We start from the raw sequence: 536 nt of genomic DNA, 5'->3' as shown, positions 1-536 counted from the left end.
ACATCGACAAGTGCATATTAGAGGATCAGCCCGTAACGCCGGAATATCTTGGGGAACTGGTGTCCTGGGCCTATCGAAGCGATATAGCGGAAATGATCGGCTACAGGAAGCTCGAATTGATGGTACGAGGATTGATTGCAGAATCGCAGATCGGTAGGCAAAGGAGCAAGGCAAATGTCTGATTGTGGCGGTAAATGCCATGTGGAAAATACCTGTTGAACAGGTATTTATCCCTACAGACTAGTGGTTGCCATAATGTAGTAAATGGAATGATTCGCTTATTTCATGGCACAAAAGAGTTAATTATCACCTAGTTAACTATCACTTCCTTGGCGTGTGATAATTACAGTTATTAATTAACTTTACACTTTTGCCTCTATTCAAACGGCTATTATACTAACATCCGTTAGAGCCAACTAAACTTTCTCATTTTTGAGAATTGGCTTTTGGTACCAAAATGGGCGTGTTTTCGACCGCTAAAAAATGGGAAGCTGACTTCTCAACTTTTACTATTTCTCATGGCTTTTTTTTGACTC

1 protein-coding gene is annotated in these 536 nt (G+C 40.7%); it reads left to right on the top strand.

Annotation, left to right across the window (positions count from 1 at the left end; translation table 11 throughout):
• The coding region (locus tag AC3DEV_RS16710; protein ID WP_488372818.1) for a hypothetical protein at window positions 1-182 on the top strand (182 nt) is incomplete at its 5' end.
• Window positions 183-536 lie beyond the last annotated feature (354 nt).

The sequence above is a fragment of the Dietzia sp. IBK-p2-15D genome (assembly GCF_057773105.1).
This window is presented reverse-complemented; position numbering and strand designations above follow the sequence as displayed.